This is a genomic window from Hoeflea sp. TYP-13, assembly GCF_040932035.1.
Lineage (GTDB): Bacteria > Pseudomonadota > Alphaproteobacteria > Rhizobiales > Rhizobiaceae > Hoeflea_A.
Genome location: NZ_JBFRBB010000002.1, coordinates 1,128,163 through 1,147,687, shown reverse-complemented (window position 1 = coordinate 1,147,687; position 19,525 = coordinate 1,128,163). Strand labels below are relative to the sequence as shown.

The following is a 19,525-nucleotide window of genomic DNA, read 5'->3' as shown; positions in this document are numbered from 1 at the left end:
CTGCTGCGAAGAGTGTAATAGATTTGCCAAACGGCTTGCGGCTGCGGCGTCATTCAGCGGGTTGCGGGCCATGCGACACCACGGCTTCCACGGGGAGGCCGGCAAATGACAGGAGCCGCAATGACGTGCGTGTTTGTTCAGCTTCAGTGCAAGCCCGGTCAGGCCTATACGGTCGCCGACAAGATCTATGACCGGGAGATCGTCTCCGAACTCTATTCAACCTCGGGCGAATTCGACCTGATGATGAAAATTTATGTGCCGAAAGGCGAAGACGTCGGCAAATATATTCACGACAACGTTCTGAATATTCCGGGCATTGCCCGCTCGCTGACGACCATGACTTTCACCGCATTCTAGGCAATTCAGGCAGGTAGGCGTATGTCGAACGAACCTTTTGTTATCATCGGCGCGGGACAGTGCGGGATCAAGGCAGCAGAAACACTACGACAACAGGGCTATGAGGGCGGCCTTGTCCTGATAGGCGACGAACCGCATGCTCCCTACCAACGGCCACCCCTTTCGAAGGCTTTTCTCAAAGGGGAAATCGGAATCGAGCGCCTGATGCTCAAGGGCGATGATTTCTTTGACAAATTCAACGTCGATTCACACCAGTCATGCCATGTAAGCAGCATCGATCCTGCCGCCAAACGGGTCAAACTGACCGGCGGATCGGATATCGCCTATTCGAAGCTTCTTCTTGCAACGGGCACGCGCTCGCGCCGTATTCCCGTGCCGGGGCTGGAGCTGGATGGCGTTCACTACATGCGCACGATTGCGGACGTTGAAGCGATTTCAGCGGCCTTAAAGCCCGGCGTGAGGATAGTCATTGTCGGCGGTGGTTATATTGGACTTGAGGTGGCTTCCGCATTGCGTCATTTCGACTACGAAGTCACCGTCATCGAGGGGATGGAGCGGGTGCTGCAGCGCGTCGTCTGTCAGCAATTGTCCGACTATTTCCATCGCATCCACACAGAGCGGGGCGTGACCATTCACACCAATGCGCGGTTCGAGGGGATTGAGGGCAATGGGCGTGTGGAACGTGTGCGGCTGGCCGGCGGCGAAGCAATCGAAGCGGATATTGTGCTTATGTCTGTCGGCGCGGAACCGGTCTGCGAACTGGCCGCGGAGGCAGGTCTGAAGATCAATAACGGTATTGAGGCAGACCACAGCTGCCGGACCTCCGATCCAAATATCTATGCCGCAGGAGACTGTGCCAGTTTTTTCTCGGACCGCTACCAGCGGCATATCCGGCTCGAGAGCGTCCAGAATGCCATCGATCAGGGAAAACACGCGGCTGGCGCCATGCTGGGCGCTGAGGATGTTTATGATCCCGTGCCGTGGTTCTGGTCCGATCAATACGACATCAAACTTCAGATTGCAGGACTGTCTCAGGGTTACGACCGCATTGAAACTGAGGGCGATGAGGCGGAAAACGCCTTTGCAATCCGGTACTTTGCCGGTGACCGGCTGATTTGCGTCGATGCCGTCAATATGCCCCGCGCTCATATGATGGCCCGCCGCGAGCTTGCCACGTAGGACTGCGCACAGGCTGATGCCGGGGAGCCGTTTCACGGCTTCGTGAAAAAAACAGTTGATTTTTCATTGCCGTTGATGGAAGCTCCGTTCCGGACGTCGCCGGCAGTGCCGGTGTGCGTCGGTCACAGTTTGGATGGTGCAATGACATCTGGCGACAGCGCGCAGGCGGACAAGCCCAACACCAGCAATGTTTCTGCCGATATCGGCCGCGATATTCGCGCTATTCGGCAGTCGAAGGGCATGACGCTGACGGAAATGGCCGACAAGCTTGGCCGTTCGATCGGTTATCTCAGTCAGGTCGAGCGTGGTATCTCGGCGCTTTCGACCGAAGAGTTGCGGCAGGTGGCGCAATTGTTCGATGTACCGGTGAGCTGGTTCCTGGTTCTTTCGGATGTATCGGAATCGGAACGCGGTCTCATTACCCGCTCGGGGCTGCGGCGCATGAGCGGCGACAGCGAAGGCGGGCTTGCCGAAGAGCTGCTCTCTCCCGATCTCAGCGGGTCCTACGAAGTCATTCGAAGCGTCTTTGCGCCGGGTGCCAGGCTGGAAAAACCGACCCTGCGCATGACTGAGGAGACCGCCTACATGGTTTCGGGCAAGCTCGATATCCGCATTGGCGATCGCTTCTTTACCGTTCAGGCAGGCGACTGCTTTCGTTTCAAGGAAGAACCGTTCTACTGGGAGAACAACTCCAGTGAACCGGCGGTCGCAATCTGGGTTGTTTCTCCGCCCATTTATTAGAGCTTGTTGAGATTCAGTAGCTTACCTCCGTGCGCGAAACCTGAACCTCAACAAACTCTAACTCTGTTGCCAGGGAGAAAAACATGGCTGAGCTCGCTTCTCACGCACGCGTGGTCATCATCGGCGGTGGCGCCGTCGGTGCCAGTTGTCTCTACCATCTTGCCATAGCCGGCGTTACCGATGTCGTGCTCATCGAAAAGAACGAGTTGACGTCAGGATCCACCTGGCATGCGGCTGGAAACACGCCGAACTTTTCGGGCAACCTCAACCTGATGAAGCTGCAGAACTACGGTTCGCGGCTCTATAACCGGCTCGGCGAGGAGGTGGACTATCCGATCAACCGCCACATGACGGGCGCGGTTCGCCTTGCCCACTCCAAGGAGCGCATGCAGGAATTCGAGCATGTGGCGGCGATGGCCAATGCTGCGGGCATGGAAATGGAAGTCCTTTCGGCTCAGGAGTTGAAGGGCAAATACTATCCGTGGCTCGAAACACATGATCTTGCGGGCGGTGCCTGGGACCCGGAAGATGGCGACATCGATCCGTCGCAGCTCACGCAGGCCTTTGCCAAGGGCGCCCGGGACAGGGGTGCGAAAGTTGCCCGCTTCACGAAAGTGACGGGCCTCAGCCAGCGTGCCGACGGCACCTGGGACGTTCAGACCGACAAGGGCAGAATCAATGCAGAGACTGTGGTCAACGCGGCTGGCTACTACGCAGACGAGATCGGCCGCATGGTCGGGCGCGATGTACCGATGGTGACGATGTCACACCAGTATCTGGTGACCGAAGCCATCGACGATCTTCAGGCACGAGACACAAGCATTCCGCTGCTGCGTGATCCCGACGACAGCTACTATCTGCGCCAGGAGGGCAACGGCCTCATCCTCGGCCCCTATGAGTGGCAGGCGACGCCGCACTGGCTGAAAGAGGGAACGCCCGAGGACTTTGCCTTCCAGCTCTATCCGGACGATCTCGAGCGGCTCGAGTGGTATATCAATTCCGCCTGTGAGCGTGTTCCGATGCTGGCGACCGGCGGTGTCCAGAAGGTCATCAACGGACCGATCCCGTACGCGCCTGACGGATTGCCGCTTGTCGGGCCGGCGCCGGGGCTGACCAATTTCCTCGAAGCCTGCGTCTTTACCTTCGGCATCTGCCAGGCGGGCGGGGCCGGCAAGGTCATTGCCGAGTACATTACCGAGGGCGAAACCGAGCTTGATCTTTGGATGATGGATCCGCGTCGTTTTACCGATTACGCGACCAAGACCTATGCGACGGTTAAGGCGATCGAGGTCTATCAGAATGAATATGCCATGCACCTGCCGCACCGGCCGTGGCCGGCGGGCCGCCCGGCGAAGACGTCGCCGCTCTACGACACGCTCGCCGAACGCGGCGCGCAATTCGGCAGTTTCGGCGGATGGGAGCGCCCGCTGTGGTTTGCCCGCGAAGGCGACAAGCCCGAACCGGACATGACCTATGGCCGTCCGCACTTTGACGACGCCATTGCTTCAGAGGTGCGGACCGTTGCAGAAAACGCGGGCATTCTGGATCTCACCGGCTTTACCCGCTTTGAACTTTCAGGCGAGGGCGCAGCCGACTGGCTTGACGGCATGATTACCGGCGCGCTTCCAAGGCTGGGACGGGTGTCGCTTGCCTATTTCTGCAGTGAAAGCGGCCGGGTGATTACCGAACTTACCGTAACGAGGCTTGAAGAAAACCGCTTCTGGCTGATCGGTCCTGCTGCCGGATACTGGCACGACCGCGACTGGCTGAAACAGCACATGCCCGATGACGGTTCACTTGTGCTGGAGGACATTACCGCGCGTTTCGGCACGCTGGTGCTCGCCGGACCCAAATCGCGCGACATCCTTGCCGCAATTGCCGACGAAGACATCTCCAATGGGGCGTTGCCCTGGCTCTGTGCAGCGCCGATTACAATCGGCATGGCGCGTGGTCTTGTGTTGCGGGTCAATTATGTCGGTGAACTCGGCTACGAGCTGCACATGCCGCTGGAGACGATGTCGGCGGTTCACGCGCAGTTGCTTGCAGCCGGCGAAGAACATGGCATCGGCCATTTCGGCATGTATGCGATGGATTCGATGCGGCTCGAAAAGGGTTACCGCGGCTGGAAACAGGATCTTTCGTCGGAATACACACCGCTTACTTCCGGCGTCGACCGTTTCGTGAAGCTCAACAAGGCACAGTTTATCGGCCGCGAGGCGCTATTGAAGCAAAGTCAGGAGGGCGTTGCCCAGCGTTTCGTTGCCATGGAATTGGAGCCGGGCGACGGAACGGAAGCACCCTATGGCAGTCCGGTATTTGTTGGCGACGCACGCGTCGGTCTGATCACATCAGGTGGCTTTGGACACCGGACCGGAAAGTCCATTGCGCTTGGCTATGTCGATACGGCGCACACGGGCGAGGGGACTGAGCTGCTGATCGACATCTATGGTGAAAGGCGCAAGGCAACGGTCGTGCCCGAGGTTATCTACGATCCGCAGAACGAGCGGTTGCGGGCATAGGCCCGGCATCTGGAATAAAAAAAGCCGCGGTCGTAGTGACCGCGGCTTTTTTGTCTGGCGTATGCGCCCGGACCTTCAGCCCTTGCCCTTCCAGGGGATGAGCCACTTTTCCAGGTAGCGCATGAGTATTTCGATCACGTAGCCGATGATCCCGATGATGATGATGCCGATCACCACCGTATCGGTCTGCAGGAAGTTCTTGGCGATCATGATCATCGAGCCGACACCCTGGTCGGCAGCAACGAGCTCGGCAGCGACAACCGTTCCCCAGCAAACGCCCATCGAGGTGCGCAGCCCGGTGAAGATTTCCGGCAATGCGTTGGGCAAAATGACATGGCGAAGGATCTGCATCTTGGAAGCGCCCAGCGAATAGGCTGCGTGGACTTTCGAAATGCGGACACTCGAAACGCCGGACCGTGCGGCGATCGTCATGATGAAGAGCGAAGCAAGAAACAGCAGGAATATTTTCGCTGTTTCGTCGATGCCGAACCACAGGATGATCAGCGGGATCAGTGCCAGTGGCGGGATCGGTCGCATGAATTCGACAATCGGATCGAACAGACCGCGAGCCGTTGACGACAGGCCCATGGCGAAGCCGAGCGGAATGCCGACCAGCGCACCGCACAGAACACCGGTCAGAACGCGAAACACGCTGATTCCGACATGCTGCCAGAGCGGTATGTTGCGAAAGCCTTCGGTGACCAGAAGTCCGATGCGGTCGATGGTTCCGCCGATGGTCGGCCAGTAGAATGGCTCGATGATTCCCATGCGTGACGACAGGACCCAGAGCATTGCCAGGCCGCAGACGATCAGGATGCTGTAAAAGCGGCCGGAGTTGACGGCGCTGGCATCGCCGAACTTGACGGTTTTTTGCCGGGTGAAGGTGTTGTCCGCAAGGCCGAGCCAGATGGCCGCTTCAGAAGGTTCTCTTTTATCTGCCATTTTCCTTCTCCAATCCCCGCTAACCCGTTTGGCCCATGATTTCCTCTTCCATTTCCCAGATCATGGAGAGGATCTCTTCGCGCTTTTCGACAAAGTCGGCACCTGCCTTGATGTCGCGCGGGCTTTTGGTCATGCCTTCATCGGCAAAGGGAAGTTCGTATATCCGTTCGATGCGTCCGGGCCTCGGGGCCATGACGATCAGCTTTTCGCCGAGAAAGAGGGCTTCTTCGACAGAGTGGGTGATCAGGATGATGGTCTTGCCCGTTTCCTTCCATAGCTTGAGCACCAGGCCCTGCATCTTTTCACGGGTCAGCGCATCGAGGGCGCCGAGCGGTTCGTCCATTAGAATAACGTCCGGATCGTTGCAAAGGCACCTTGCAAGCGCGACGCGCTGCTGCATGCCGCCAGAAAGCTGATAGACGGGCTTTTCACCGAAATCCTTCAGGCCAACGATCTGCAGCAGGTGTTCGACCTTTTCGCGTGTTTCCACGCGGGGTTTTCCCGCCATGTTCGGTCCGAAGGCGACGTTCTGCTCAACGGTCAGCCATTCGAACAGGGCGCCCTGCTGGAAGACCATCCCGCGTTCGGAACCCGGCCCCGTGACCGTGTGGTGGTTCAAACGCACCTCGCCGGCTGTCGGCGCCAGGAACCCTGCAACGATGTTCAGCAGCGTGGTCTTGCCGCACCCGGACGGTCCGAGAACCGAGACAAGCTCTCCTTCCGCAATATCGAGGCTTACGTTGTTAAGAGCATGGACCTGTCCGCCACCGGGAAGCGTGAAGACCATGGAAACATTGTCAATTGCTATGCCGGTCAAGTTCTCTCTCCATGTTGGAATTGGATGAGGCTAGAGCGAGTCGAGGTTAATTTGGATCATTTGATCGAGGCGACACAGGCTACTGGCCAGGCGAGTGGACCAATCATCCACCATCGAACGCTTTAATTCAGCCTCTCTGCGTTCGGACAGGCGACGCGGGCGCCGCCTGTCCGACTGAAGCACTATTTCAGATAGTTGGGATCGATGAACTGTGTGTAGTCGTCGAGTGCCGCGTCCATACCGCCGGCTTCGACCATCACGTCAGCAACGCCCTTCGTCATTTCCTGAACGCCGCCGCCAAGCCAGTTGGCGCCCATTTGATCGGCAGCGCTCGGGAAGCCGAAATTCGCCATGTAGTCTTTGGTTGCGGCTTCATCCATGCCGGCAGCCTTGGCGATGATCGGGTAGGCAGCGTCGGGATTGGTCTTGTAGGCTTCGTTGGCCGCTTCGGTTACCGCCATGAACTTTTCGACCAGGTCCGGATGCTCCTTGGAGAACTCCTCGGTTACGGTCACAACATCGAATGTGTTGATACCGACGGCTTCCTGTTCGGCGCCGGTCATAAGCGGCTTACCGAACTCTCTCATGCGGTTGAGTGCGCCGCCAAAACCGCAGGCCATCACGACGTCACCACGGGCAAGCGCAACAGCGCCGTCCGGCGGGTTCATCTGGACGAGGTTGACCTTGCTTGCGTCAACGCCCAGATGATCCATGGTGCGAAGGAATTTGTAGTGTGTGACATTGCCGATCGGCGTTGCGATTTTCTTGCCTTCGAGGTCTTTTGCGTTGTCCTTGGTGATGCCGGCATCATCGCGGACAATGCAGTTGTCGTTTTCGGCGTAGGTGACTGCAATGCCGATAACCTTGAGCGGCGCGCCGGTGCTGACGCCGACGACAAACGGGACGAATCCCTGGCTGTATGCGATCTGGACGTCACCGGAAACCATGGCCTGGGTCATTTCGTTGCCATTGCCGAATGCACGCCAGTTGACCTTGACGCCCAGTTCCTTGTCGTAGGTTTCTTCCATCTGGGCCACCTGGTTGGCGGTCGGCCATTCGAGGAAGTAGGCGACGGTGATTTCGTCGAGAGCCAGTGCGCCCTGAATGCCACCTAGAGTGGACATAACCACTCCCGTGGCCAGAGCAGTCAGTTTAGTTTTCACGGACATGGATCATTCCCCTTATTCGCACATGATACTGCAGTGTGCCGGATTGACCGGCTCTTTAGATTCAATCGGGAGATTGGGGCGAAAATCTAGTCACGATCAGTTGTTGCCGTTGTGCTGAAAAACAGCGCAACCTCCAAGGCAACTCCTCAATCCTCCCGATGCTATTAGGCAATTAATGGTGTGGCCAAAGGTAGTGCCAGCCATGACTCCTACTTAGTGCCAACGGGCAATATTGAGTAAATTATGCTTGTTTCTCAATGATTTCGTGAAAAATGGTCACTCATTTTCACGAAACTGGTCCCATCGGCCTCCAAAATAACTCATAAAAACTGGTTCTATCCGCCCTTGGAAAACGCGTGATAGCGTCCGATTTCAATAATATCGGGTGGAGGAAAATACGCCGATGTCGAGACTGTTGGACGAGGTGGAGGTGCCAGGCGTGGAACGGAACAGACGCCGCTCAGGCGGTCGGGATGCACGGCGTGCGATGCGCGCTGCGCCATTGGAAAAATCAGCCCGGCCGGTGCGGCCGGGAATGCCCTCGGGCAACTATCGCCCACTGTCGGAAAACGACATGGAACGCATCCATGAAGCAGCCCTGACAATTCTTGAAAATGTCGGCATGGGGCAGGCTATCGACAGCTGCATTGAAGTCTGCACGGCGGCGGGTGCTGTCTACGGCGAGGACGGCAGGTTGCGGTTCCCGCGCGAACTGGTCATGGATACGGTGCGCAATGCGGCCCGTAACGTGACGATTCACGGCCAGGATCCCACACATGACATGCAACTGTCCGGCCAGAACGTGCACTTCGGCACGGCAGGTGCGGCTGTTCACATCGTTGACGTGGAAAAACGCGAATACCGGGAATCCCTTCTCAAGGATCTCTACGATGCAGCGCGCATTGTCGAGACCCTCGATAATGTTCATTTCTTCCAAAGGCCGCTGGTCGCAAGGGATATTCCGGATCCGGCTGAACTCGATATCAACACGCTGTACGCAAGCGTGTCTGGAACCACCAAGCATGTCGGCACCAGTTTTACAGTCGCCGAGAGCGTCAAGCCGTGTCTTGAGTTGCTGCACATGATTGCCGGCAGCGAGGAGGCATTCCGCGCCCGCCCGTTTGTATCCAACTCCAACTGTTTTGTGGTGCCGCCGCTCAAATTCGCCGAAGATGCCTGCCGTGTGCTTGAAGAGTGCGTGCGTGGCGGCATGCCGGTGCTGCTGCTGTCGGCCGGGCAGGCCGGTGCAACGGCGCCTGCCGCCATTGCCGGGGCCGTCGTGCAGGCGGTGGCGGAAGTGCTGGCCGGGCTCGTCTATGTCAATGCGATCTCAAAGGGGCATCCGGCAATCTTCGGAACCTGGCCATTCGTTTCGGACCTGCGCACCGGGGCAATGTCGGGCGGTTCCGGCGAGCAGGCGCTGCTTTCTGCGGCCTGCGCGCAGATGTCCCACTTCTATGATCTGCCGGGTGGTGCGGCCGCCGGTATTGCCGATTCGAAAATGCCGGACGTGCAGGCGGGCTACGAGAAGGGCATAACCAATGTCATGGCCGGCCTTTCCGGGCTCAATATGGTCTACGAATCGGCAGGCATGCACGCATCGCTTCTTGGATTTTCACTGGAAAGCCTGATCATCGACAATGATATGCTTGGCCAGTGTTTGCGCTGCGTACGCGGTGTGGAGGTCAATGACGAGACCCTGTCGCTCGCGTCCATCGAGGATGTGTGCACCAACGGTCCGGGCCACTATCTCGGTCATGAGCAGACGCTGGCTCTCATGGAAACCGAATATATTTATCCGGTCATTGGCGACAGGACGAGCCCCAAGGAGTGGGTTGAAAAAGGACGGCCCGACATTATCGAAACGGCAATTGCCGAGAAGAACCGCATTCTATCGTCCAAGGCTCCGGGACATATCTCAGCCGAGCTCGATGCCGCCGTCCGCAAGCGGTTCGATATCAAACTATAGGAGCCCGGCATCCCATCAAAGTTGCAATCCCCGTCGGCAGCCTGCATGTTCTGATTGAAACGAGGCTGCTGCGGGGATTTTTTCATGCTGGATGGCGCGATGCTGATTTGGTTCGTATTGACGGGCTGCAGCCTTGCCTTTGCCGTGTGGGATTCAATTTCAAACGGCGTGACCAGCTGGGTTCAGCGAGCCGCCTGGATCCTCGTTACCGCCTATACGGGCCCCGTCGGGCTGTTCTTCTATTTGCTCACCTGCCGAAGGCCATTTGTCGGCGGCCATGACCGTTTTACCTCGACCACCTGGAAACAGGCGGTCAACAGCGAAATGCACTGCCTCGCCGGTGATGCGACCGGCATCATTCTGGCGGCGATCGTCGTTTCATCGCTTGGTCTTACCAATGGCTGGGACGCGACGATCGAGTATATTGCCGGATTCATCTGCGGATTGTTTATTTTCCAGGCGCTGATGATGCTTGGAATGTACCAGGGCAACTACCTGCTTGCCGTGCGCAAAACATTCTTTGCCGAAACGGTATCGATGAATTTCGTCATGGCGGGGATGATCCCCACAATGGTTGTGCTTGCCTATCACTGGCCGGGCTCGGAAATACCGACAAATCCGTCCTTCTGGTTTCGCATGAGCCTTGCGAGCCTTGTCGGCGGTTTTCTTGCTTATCCGATCAACTACTGGCTGGTCTCGCGTCATCTCAAACACGGTTGCATGACTTTACCGAATGCGGACGGGCCGGCTGAAGGGATGGGGCACCGGTCGCCTGAACCGGCAATGGTTGCGTCGGGGATGGCAAAGCACCCGCATGATGGTGGCGAGGCGCATCTTCACAGGAAGCAAACGGATGACCATGAAGGTCACGGATCCATGGAGATGACTTCTTTGAGCCTGCCGGTTGCAACGGCCTGGGTGGTGTTTTCCTTCGCGGTGCTTCTCGCCGCACTGATCGGGACTGACTTTTTCGTTCCAATCAGGTTCTAACGAAAACGGCCCGCCACCAGGGCAGGCCGCATTGTCGTCGAATCAGGCGCCCGGCTGGGGGCGCATGTCTTCCGGGTTGATGCCGGCGACTTCGACCGGCTTTTTCATGGCGTCGCGGCGGAAGGGCTCGCCAAGTTCCTTGTTGAGGATGACCTCGATGAAGGTGGTGACCCCATCCTTCTGGGCTCTGCAGGCTTCTTCGAGCGCAACCGTCAGGTCATTTTGAGTGGTGACGGCCACACCTTTCAGGCCGCAGCCCTCGGCAATCTTGGCATAGCTGAGATGCGGGTCGAGCTCGGTGCCGACGAAATTGTTGTCGAACCACAAGGTGGTGTTGCGCTTTTCAGCGCCCCACTGATAGTTGCGGAAGACAACCATAGTGATGGCCGGCCATTCCTCGCGTCCGCACGATGTCATCTCATTCATGGAAATGCCGAAAGCACCGTCGCCGGCAAAACCCACCACAGGCGTGTCCGGGCAGCCTATCTTGGCGCCGAGGATCGCCGGGAAGCCGTACCCGCAAGGGCCGAAGAGACCGGGAGCCAGATATTTGCGGCCTTTTTCGAAGGTCGGATAGGCATTGCCGATGGCGCAGTTGTTGCCGATGTCGGAGGAAATGATGGCTTCCTTCGGAAGGCCCGCCTGAATGGCGCGCCATGCCATACGCGGCGACATGCGCTCGGGCTGGTCTGCACGTGCATCCTGGTTCCAGCTGGTGCCGGGATCGTCGTCCTCATGGTCCATGCTGCTGAGTGTCTGCAGCCACGCCGATTTCGTCTGATGGACCAGCGCCTTGCGCTCAGCGCGGCCGTCATCGCCGGCAGAAGGCGACAGTTTGGCGAGAATCTGCCGGGCAACCTGCTTGGCGTCGCCGCAAATGCCGACTGTGACCTTCTTGGTTAAACCGATACGGTCCGAGTTGATGTCGACCTGAATGATGTGCGCATCCTTCGGCCAGTAGTCGATGCCGTAGCCGGGCAGGGTCGAGAACGGATTGAGCCTGGTGCCGAGCGCCAGAACGACATCGGCCTTGGCAATCAGTTCCATGGCGGCTTTCGAGCCGTTATAGCCGAGCGGGCCGCAGGCGAGCGGATGGCTGCCCGGAAAGCTGTCATTGTGCTGGTAGCCGCTGGCGACCGGTGCGTCGAGACGTTCTGCCAGTGCCTGGCACTCAGGGATCGCGCCGCCGATGACAACACCGGCACCGGATAAAATGACCGGGAACTTTGCGTTGGAAAGAAGCGAAGCCGCCCGATCAATGGCATCCGAACCGCCGGCCGGACGCTCGAGGCGCACGATCTGGGGCAGTTCGATGTCCACGACCTGGGTCCAGAAGTCGCGCGGCACATTGATCTGCGCGGGAGCGGAGCCGCGGATGGCCTTTTCGATGACGCGGTTGAGCACTTCGGCCATGCGGGAGGCGTCGCGCACTTCTTCCTGGTAGCAGACCATGTCGCGGAAAAGCGCCATCTGCTCGACTTCCTGGAAACCGCCCTGGCCGATTGTCTTGTTGGCTGCCTGCGGGGTGACCAGCAGCATCGGCGTGTGGTTCCAGTAGGCGGTCTTGATCGGTGTGACGAAGTTGGTAATGCCGGGACCGTTCTGGGCGACGGCCATGGCCATCTTTCCGGTGGCGCGGGTATAGCCGTCGCAGATGATGCCGGCGTTGGTTTCATGGGCGCAATCCCAGAATGTGATGCCCGCCTTGGGGAAAAGGTCGGAGATCGGCATCATGGCCGAGCCAATGATCCCGAAGGCATGTTCAATGCCGTGCATCTGCAGAACCTTCACGAAGGCTTCTTCGGTGGTCATCTTCATCGCGGCGCTTCCTCTCAAATTACAAAATTGGTGCCACCGTGCCTGCGCATGGCGGTCTACTCGGTGCTTGATAGGGGCAAACTGGCACCATGGCGTAGAACCAGTTCAGACCAAAAGTTTGAACCAGCACATTTGTTGGCTCAATTTGTTGGCTAGCCGTTGGCCATGGCGCGTACGATACCGGCAAGCCGTTCGATCCCGGGCTCGATGCGTTCTTCGGCTATGGAGGAGAAGCCGAGACGGAAATAGTTACGATGATTTTCGGGATCGGAGAAATAGATGTCGCCGGGTTCTATGACAATGCCTTCCTCCAACGCCCGGCTAGCAAGCAGTGTGCAGTCCAGCCATTCAGGGCCCTTGACCCAGTAGGATGTGCCGCCAAAGCCGGGCGCCTCCGCCCACCCGGGAAAGTGCTTTTCCAGCGCTTTGCCCATGGTGATCCAGCGGTTGCGATAGCTGCGATGCAGGCGGCCGATTAGCGTGTCGTGGTGGCCAAGGGCAAGAAACAGCGCGACGACGCCCTGATTGTTGCCTGGAGGATGGCGCAGCATGAGCCGGCGAAGGGCGCGGGCTTCGCGAATGAGCGCAGCAGGCGCAACCATGAAGCCCATGCGCAGGCCCGGCATCAGCGATTTAGAGAGACTTCCGACATAAAGGACGCGCTGGCCATGGTCGAGCGACTTGAGAGCCGGTGTCGGTTCGCCCTCGTAATTGGTCTCGAATTCGTAGTCGTCCTCGATGATCAGGCTGTTGTTGTTTCCGGCCCAGTCAAGCAGCGCCTTGCGCCGCTCCATGCTCATGGTGGCATTGGTCGGGTACTGGTGGCTCGGGGTGACGAACACCAGTTCGGAGCCCATCAGTTCCGGGCCGAGCGTTATACCTTCGGCGTCCACGGGCACGTGCCGGATATTGTCGGTTCGCAGCTGAAAGATATTGCGGATGTCCGGGTAGCCAGGATCCTCGATGGCAACGGTCGTGCCGCGCTTCACGAGAAGGCTTGAAAGAAGGTAAAGCGCGTTCTGGGCGCCCAAAGTGACGAGGATCTCGTCGGGGTTTGCCAGAATACCGCGTCGGGTGAGGATGCGCTGGCGGATCTGCTCGATGAGGATCCGGTCATCTTCGGCAAAGTGATCGTTGGTCCAGGCGTCCAGCCATTTACGGCCCATGGACTGGCGCATGCAGTCGCGCCAGGCGGCGATGGGAAACAGAGCCGCGTCAGCCTGTCCGTAGATGAAAGGATAGGGGTAGTCGTGCCAGTTAACAGGCTTTTCAATATTGGTCTGTCCGCTCGGCTGAACCCGGAACCGGCCATCCCAATCGGGTTCCGGCTCTTCCGGAAGGTTCGTCTTCGGCGGCGACACGCCGGCCATCGTTCCGTCGTGGATATCCGGCGACACATAAAAGCCCGACCGCTCGCGGGCCACCAGATAGCCGTCCGACGCAAGTGCCTGATAGGCGAGCATGACCGTGTTGCGTGAAACCTTCAGCCGTTTTGCCATCGCACGGGTGGAGGGGATCGGCGCGCCGACCGGCAACTGCCCGGACAGCATGGCTGAGACCAGCATCTCCCTGATCTGCGTCTGCAGCGTGGTCATTTCCATTCGTTCGACGTGGAAAAGAGAATTTCGCATGGCCTTAAGAGCGTTCCTGAAGTGTCACAGATTATGGTTCGTCGATCGACGCCATCTGGCCCTATTATGAGGCCAAACCTGCATCCCAAATCAAGGCCTGGCTCAAAAAAACATCCAGATTGGTCATGTACCGGCAGAATTACCGGTGCAAATTTGGCAGACGGTTTCGACCCGTCACGCACGATTTACCGATAATCTGTTGTTTTTTCTAATCTATATGCGGTGCGGACCTGATGCAGGTTGCGGGCGAAATGCCAACGGGACGACAGGCAAGCCAACCAGAATTGGCACGTCCTGGAACCAAATTGGTATCAGGTTTCATCCAGGGATGTTGATTGCATGATCAGTGAAGAGCCGGTTGAACTCCCCAAAGCACTGATGCGGCGGGCAAGCGGAGGCACAGCCGTCGGGGCCGTTGTGGTGGGTGCGGACCGGCATGTCGTGATGCAGAGCGTCCGGGATGCGGCCGAAGCCGGGCTGATCGATCCGATCCTGGTTGGCGGGCAGGATACCATTCGCGGCATTTGCGAAGATATCGGTTTTTCTCTGAATAATGTCGAAATTCTGGAAGCATCCGGTGATGACGAACTGGCAAAAACAGCAGCCCAGCGTGCCGCATCCGACGATGTCGGGATGGTGATTAAGGGGCATGTTCATACCGATGCATTTATGGGCGCGCTTCTGACCAGGGAAGCAGGCATTCGCCAGCCTGGCAGCCGTATGACGCATTGCTTTCACATGACGGTTCCGGGCCACGAACACCCTCTGATCATAACGGACGGTGCGGTCAATGTGGCCCCCGACATCAAAACCAAGCAGGCCGCAATCATCAATGCCGTGGCGCTTGCGCATGCGATCGAGATCGAGCACCCGAAAGTTGCGATCCTTTCGGCGACGGAATCGCCATTGCCGCAAATGCCGTCCAGCATGGACGCGGCCGAGCTGACCGAGTGGGCGAAGGACGCGGTGCCTGAAGCCCATGTCTTCGGCCCGCTTGCCTTTGACAATGCAGTTTCCGCCGCCGCCGCGCATCTGAAGGAAATTGACAGCCCCGTCGCGGGAGATGCCGATATTCTGCTGGTGCCGAATATCGAGGCTGGCAATGCGCTCTTCAAGATGATGGTTTATTTTAGCTCCGCCTGCGCTGCCGGCGTTGTGCTGGGCGGACGTCTGCCGATCGTGCTGACAAGCCGGGCCGATCCGCCGGAGGCAAGGCTGGCGTCCATCGCGCTGGCAAAATTGTGTGTAAGCTGTTCACGTTAGCCTCCCGGAATAATCCAGCCATTTCCGAAAGATATGCTTCCGATTCACGGTGCCCTTGGGTGTCGCTGTCTGAGGAATCTGCCGAAATTCGTCATTATGGGCTGGACGAATTCGCCGTTTCGTGAAAATATTGACGAAAATTTCACGAACGCAAGTTCGGCCTTTGCAGCAGGGAGTATGTCATGGCTGAATTTCCCAAACACACACGGGTTCTGATCATCGGCGGCGGCGTCGTCGGCTGTTCCGTTGCCTATCATCTGGCGCATCTTGGCTGGAGCGATGTCGTTCTTGTAGAACGCAAGCAACTGACGAGCGGCACGACCTGGCATGCAGCCGGGTTGATTGCGCAGTTGCGTGCCACGATGAACATGACGCGGCTCGCCAAATACAGCCAGGAGCTCTATGGCGGCCTTGAAGCCGAAACCGGCATTGCCACCGGTTTCAAGCGCAACGGATCGCTGGCCGTGGCGCTGAGCGAACACCGCATGGAAGAATTCCTGCGCAACGCCTCCATGGCCAAGACCCACGGTGTGGACGTCGAGGTGATTACCGCCAAGGACTGCCACGACATGTACCCCTACCTCAACACGGATGGAGTGGTCGGCGGACTGCACATTCCGCTTGACGGGCAGGGCGATCCGGCGAACATCGCCATGGCACTGTCACGCGGTGCCCGCCAGAAGGGCGTGAAGGTGTTTGAAAACACCAAGGTTGAAGCCATCCATGTCAAGGACGGACGCGCAACCGGCGCCCGCACCGACAAGGGCGAAATCACCGCCGATATCGTTGTCAACTGCGCCGGCATGTGGGGCCATGAAGTCGGCCGTATGGCCGGTGTCAACGTGCCGCTTCACGCCTGCGAGCATTTCTATATTCTCACCGAGGCTGTCCCGGACCTGCCGGGGAACCTTCCGGTTTTGCGCGTGCCGGACGAGTGCGCCTACTACAAGGAAGATGCGGGCAAGATCCTGCTCGGCGCGTTTGAGCCGGTTTCCAAACCGTGGGGCATGGACGGGATTTCGGAGGATTTCTGCTTCGACGAACTGCCCGAGGATTTCGACCACTTCCAGCCGATATTGGAAAAGGCGGTCGAGCGCCTTCCGCTGCTCGAAAGTGCCGGTATCCACACCTTCTTCAACGGACCGGAAAGTTTCACACCGGATGACCGGTACCTGCTCGGCCCGTCACCGGAGGTTGAAAATTTCTTTGTTGCCGCCGGCTTCAACTCGGTTGGCATCCAGTCGGCCGGCGGCGCCGGCAAGGCGCTTGCGGAATGGATTGTTGAAGGCGAGCCTCCGTTCGATCTTTGGGATGTCGATATTCGCCGAATGGAACCCTTTCAAGGCAACCGCACCTATCTGAAGAACCGTGTAACTGAAACGCTGGGCCTGCTTTACGCCGACCACTTTCCCTATCGCCAGTATGAGACGGCACGTAACGTCCGCCATACGCCTTTCCACGAGAAAATGGCTGAACGCGGCGCCTGTTTTGGCGAAACGGCAGGCTGGGAGCGGCCGCACTGGTTCGTGCCCGCAGACGATCTCGCCAAGGGCGTGAAGCCTGAATATGAATATAGCTGGAAACGGCAGAACTGGTTCGATTATGCGGCCGGCGAACACCGCGCTGTGCGTGAGAGCGCGGCTGCGTTCGATCTTTCGGCATTCGGCAAATTCCACGTCGAAGGGCCTGATGCAGTGGATGTGCTGCAGCGAATCTGCAGCAATGATGTCGATGTAGAACCCGGCCGCATTGTCTATACGCAGTGGCTGAACGAGCGTGGCGGCATCGAAGCGGACCTTACGGTCACGCGCCTTTCCGCCGACAGGTTCATGGTGATAACCGGTGCAGCCGTTGCCAACCGCGACTTCACATGGCTGAAACGGCATATCCCCGACGAAGCGCGCTGCATTGCCGTCGATGTGACCGCATCGGAGGCTGTACTTGGAATTATGGGCCCCAATGCGCGCAAGATTTTGGAAAAGGTGACACCAGCAGACCTTTCCAATGAAGCCTTTCCGTTCGGTTCGGTGCAGACCATAGAGCTTGGCATGGCGACGGTACGGGCGCACCGCATCACCTATGTCGGCGAGCTCGGCTGGGAGCTTTACATCTCCTCCGACATGGCGCGGCACGTCTTCGACACAATCCTGGAGGCTGGCGAAGGCGAAGGACTCAGGCTCGCAGGCATGCATGTGCTCGACAGCTGCCGCATGGAAAAGGCCTATCGTCATTTCGGTCATGACATAACCGACGAGGACCACGTCCTGGAGGCGGGTCTTGGCTTTGCGGTCAAGGTCGACAAACCTGACGGCAGGTTTGGCCCGTTCGTTGGCCGTGAGGCCGTTGTCAGCCGCAAGCAGTCGGGCCTTGAAAAACGCCTGGTGCAGTTCAGACTGACCGACCCCGAACCGCTGCTTTTCCACGCGGAGCCGATCATTCGCGACGGAGAGGTCGCAGGATATCTGACGTCCGGCAATTACGGGCATTACCTCGGCGGCGCCATTGGCCTTGGCTATGTACCGGTTCGCGATGGCGAGACGGCCTCGGACATGCTTGCGTCAAAGTATGAAATCGAGGTTGCCGGCGAGCGCTTCGAGGCAGTGGCGAGCCTGAGGCCGCTCTATGATCCCAAGAGCGAAAGGATCAAGCAGTAGGAATGCAGAACCGGGGAAATTGAGCCTTTGATTTCCGCAATTCCCGATTAAACTGCCGGTTGTTTACTGGGGCGGAACCGCATTTTGCGGTGCGTCCCGCAGCAACGGAGCCGGCCTTGAGCGAACAATCCAGCCGTCACTACGATATCGTTGTCATTGGCGCCGGGATGGCCGGCGCTTCGGTTGCCTATGAGTTGGCCGCCGATTACAGGGTTGCCGTTCTCGAAATGGAGGGTCACCCCGGCTATCACACGACGGGGCGTTCGGCTGCCGTTTTTTCCGAAACATATGGTCCGGCGCCGATACGCGCGTTGACCAGCCAGTCACGGGCGTTTTACGAAAATCCGCCGGAGATATTCGGCCGCGAACCGCTTCTGTCGCCCCGCGGCGCCCTGTTCATCGCGCGCAAGGATCAAGGCGAGAGCCTTGATGAGCTGAGTGAAAATCTGTCGGGCCAACCGGGTGTCAGGCCGGTCGGTTCGGACGAAATTCAGCGCCTGTCACCGCTTTTGCATCCCGGATATGCCGAAAGAGGCCTGCTTGAAGAAGATGCGCGCGACATTGACGTGAATGCGCTTCATCAGGGCTATTTACGCGGCTTCAAAAAACGAGACGGGGACGTTGTCGTCAATGCCGAGGTGATGTCCTTAGTGCAGGACGGCGGCCAATGGAAATTTTCAAGCCGAAGCGGTGAGTTCTCAGCGCCTGTCATGATCAATGCAGCCGGCGCCTGGGCTGACGAGATTGCGATGAAGGCGGGCGTTAATACCGTGGGACTAGTGCCGAAAAGGCGCACTGCCATGATCGTCAGGGCGCCTGATGGCGAAAATCCGGATGCCTGGCCTGTCACAGTCGATGTCGACGAACAATTTTATATGAAGCCTGACGCCGGCAGGCTGCTGATCTCACCGGCGGATGAAACGCCTTCGGCGCCATGCGATGCGCAGCCTGAGGAAATGGACATCGCGATCTGCATCGACCGTATCCAGCAGGCCTTTGCGCTGGATGTGCGGCGGGTCGAAAACAGTTGGGCGGGTTTGCGGAGTTTCGTGGAAGATCATGCGCCGGTTTGTGGTTTCGATCCGCAGGCAGATGGTTTCTTCTGGCTCGCCGGGCAGGGGGGCTACGGTATCCAGTCAGCGCCGGGCCTATCGCAACTTGCCGCACGGCTGGTTGCCGGCAAACCTATGCCTGATGGCCTCGAGGCGCGCGGGTTCAAACTATCGGACGTTTCGCCGGATCGATTTAGACGTTAGTCGGTGCCAACCGATAACGGGTACCCTCTTACCTAAAAATTTTAAGCTTGAAATACTTTGAAAAGAGTGGCAACCTTCCCCTGAAGAAAACGCCAAGATGCCTATCCGGGTGTCAATGGCGGAGTTTAAACAGGGAAGTGCCGATGCAATTTGCATCCCTTGGAGGAGGGCCGGTCCCTTTCCTGTCCTGCGGTACCGGTCGGCTTGCTTAGCCGAACGA

14 protein-coding genes are annotated in these 19,525 nt (G+C 58.4%); 9 read left to right on the top strand and 5 right to left on the bottom strand.

Going from position 1 to position 19,525, the window contains the following annotated elements:
- The first annotated feature begins 120 nt into the window (after window positions 1–120).
- From ABVT35_RS15505 to ABVT35_RS15490, 4 genes are all read left to right on the top strand, one after another.
- On the top strand, window positions 121–357 hold the full coding sequence (locus tag ABVT35_RS15505) for an Lrp/AsnC ligand binding domain-containing protein (protein WP_368467896.1): 237 nt from the start codon (window positions 121–123) through the stop codon (window positions 355–357).
- A 21-nt stretch (window positions 358–378) separates the two neighbouring features.
- Complete coding sequence (locus ABVT35_RS15500; RefSeq protein WP_368467490.1) at window positions 379–1,536, top strand: NAD(P)/FAD-dependent oxidoreductase; 1,158 nt, start codon at window positions 379–381, stop codon at window positions 1,534–1,536.
- A gap of 141 nt (window positions 1,537–1,677) precedes the next feature.
- The gene (locus tag ABVT35_RS15495; RefSeq protein ID WP_368467489.1) at window positions 1,678–2,277 is read left to right on the top strand and encodes a helix-turn-helix domain-containing protein; all 600 of its coding nucleotides are present in this window, start codon (window positions 1,678–1,680) and stop codon (window positions 2,275–2,277) included.
- Window positions 2,278–2,360: 83 nt separating this feature from the next.
- Entirely contained in the window at window positions 2,361–4,796 is a 2,436-nt protein-coding gene (locus tag ABVT35_RS15490; protein WP_368467488.1) for an FAD-dependent oxidoreductase, read from the top strand.
- A 75-nt stretch (window positions 4,797–4,871) separates the two neighbouring features.
- Here ABVT35_RS15490 and ABVT35_RS15485 read toward each other — a convergent pair whose 3' ends face one another.
- The 3 genes from ABVT35_RS15485 to ABVT35_RS15475 all read right to left on the bottom strand — a co-directional run bounded on the left by ABVT35_RS15485 (window position 4,872) and on the right by ABVT35_RS15475 (window position 7,679).
- Window positions 4,872–5,738 carry an ABC transporter permease gene (locus tag ABVT35_RS15485; protein WP_368467487.1) on the bottom strand — a complete coding sequence of 289 codons (867 nt, stop codon included), beginning with the start codon at window positions 5,736–5,738 and terminating at the stop codon, window positions 4,872–4,874.
- A gap of 19 nt (window positions 5,739–5,757) precedes the next feature.
- Window positions 5,758–6,525 (bottom strand): taurine ABC transporter ATP-binding protein, encoded by a 768-nt coding sequence (locus ABVT35_RS15480; protein ID WP_368467894.1) that lies wholly within the window; start codon window positions 6,523–6,525, stop codon window positions 5,758–5,760.
- 212 nt (window positions 6,526–6,737) lie between these two features.
- The gene (locus ABVT35_RS15475) at window positions 6,738–7,679 is read right to left on the bottom strand and encodes an ABC transporter substrate-binding protein (RefSeq protein WP_368467486.1); all 942 of its coding nucleotides are present in this window, start codon (window positions 7,677–7,679) and stop codon (window positions 6,738–6,740) included.
- A 448-nt stretch (window positions 7,680–8,127) separates the two neighbouring features.
- Here ABVT35_RS15475 and ABVT35_RS15470 point away from each other — a divergent pair, with 448 nt between their 5' ends.
- Both ABVT35_RS15470 and ABVT35_RS15465 read left to right on the top strand, forming a co-directional pair.
- Window positions 8,128–9,693 (top strand): trimethylamine methyltransferase family protein, encoded by a 1,566-nt coding sequence (locus ABVT35_RS15470; RefSeq protein ID WP_368467485.1) that lies wholly within the window; start codon window positions 8,128–8,130, stop codon window positions 9,691–9,693.
- 84 nt (window positions 9,694–9,777) lie between these two features.
- On the top strand, window positions 9,778–10,683 hold the full coding sequence (locus ABVT35_RS15465; protein WP_368467484.1) for a DUF4396 domain-containing protein: 906 nt from the start codon (window positions 9,778–9,780) through the stop codon (window positions 10,681–10,683).
- Between the two features lie 42 nt (window positions 10,684–10,725).
- Here ABVT35_RS15465 and xsc read toward each other — a convergent pair whose 3' ends face one another.
- Both xsc and ABVT35_RS15455 read right to left on the bottom strand, forming a co-directional pair.
- Entirely contained in the window at window positions 10,726–12,501 is a 1,776-nt protein-coding gene (gene xsc / locus ABVT35_RS15460) for a sulfoacetaldehyde acetyltransferase (RefSeq protein WP_368467483.1), read from the bottom strand.
- Window positions 12,502–12,653: 152 nt separating this feature from the next.
- The gene (locus ABVT35_RS15455; RefSeq protein ID WP_368467482.1) at window positions 12,654–14,132 is read right to left on the bottom strand and encodes a PLP-dependent aminotransferase family protein; all 1,479 of its coding nucleotides are present in this window, start codon (window positions 14,130–14,132) and stop codon (window positions 12,654–12,656) included.
- 339 nt (window positions 14,133–14,471) lie between these two features.
- On the opposite strand from ABVT35_RS15455, the gene ABVT35_RS15450 reads away from it, so the two are divergent.
- The 3 genes from ABVT35_RS15450 to ABVT35_RS15440 all read left to right on the top strand — a co-directional run bounded on the left by ABVT35_RS15450 (window position 14,472) and on the right by ABVT35_RS15440 (window position 19,305).
- Window positions 14,472–15,395, top strand: a complete 924-nt coding sequence (locus tag ABVT35_RS15450) for a bifunctional enoyl-CoA hydratase/phosphate acetyltransferase (protein ID WP_368467481.1) — start codon at window positions 14,472–14,474, stop codon at window positions 15,393–15,395.
- Window positions 15,396–15,577: 182 nt separating this feature from the next.
- Window positions 15,578–18,049, top strand: a complete 2,472-nt coding sequence (locus ABVT35_RS15445; protein ID WP_368467480.1) for an FAD-dependent oxidoreductase — start codon at window positions 15,578–15,580, stop codon at window positions 18,047–18,049.
- Between the two features lie 116 nt (window positions 18,050–18,165).
- Complete coding sequence (locus ABVT35_RS15440) at window positions 18,166–19,305, top strand: NAD(P)/FAD-dependent oxidoreductase (RefSeq protein WP_368467479.1); 1,140 nt, start codon at window positions 18,166–18,168, stop codon at window positions 19,303–19,305.
- Window positions 19,306–19,525: the final 220 nt, after the last annotated feature.